Genomic DNA, 231 nt, shown 5'->3' on the forward strand with positions numbered 1-231 from the left:
CGTTGGTGAGTGGTCGTTCGGTGTTCCGGCATCGGGCGGTTGTGGTGGGCCAGGACGTGGATGGGTTGTTGGCTGGGGTGCGTGGGCTGGCTGCCGGGCAGCCGGATGCGGATGTGTCCGGTCTGGTGTCTGGTGTGGCTGATGTGTCGGGTCGTCGGGTGTTTGTGTTTCCTGGTCAGGGTTCGCAGTGGGTGGGGATGGCGGTGGCTCTGCTGGAGTCGTCGCCGGTGT

At 65.8% G+C, this 231-nt stretch carries 1 protein-coding gene; it reads left to right on the plus strand.

Annotation, left to right across the window (positions count from 1 at the left end; genetic code table 11):
* Positions 1-231: hypothetical protein (locus tag KUF83_RS01685; RefSeq protein ID WP_217452685.1), on the plus strand; the 231-nt coding region annotated here is incomplete at both ends.

This window comes from Streptomyces sp. BV286, from assembly GCF_019090165.1.
Lineage (GTDB): Bacteria > Actinomycetota > Actinomycetes > Streptomycetales > Streptomycetaceae > Streptomyces.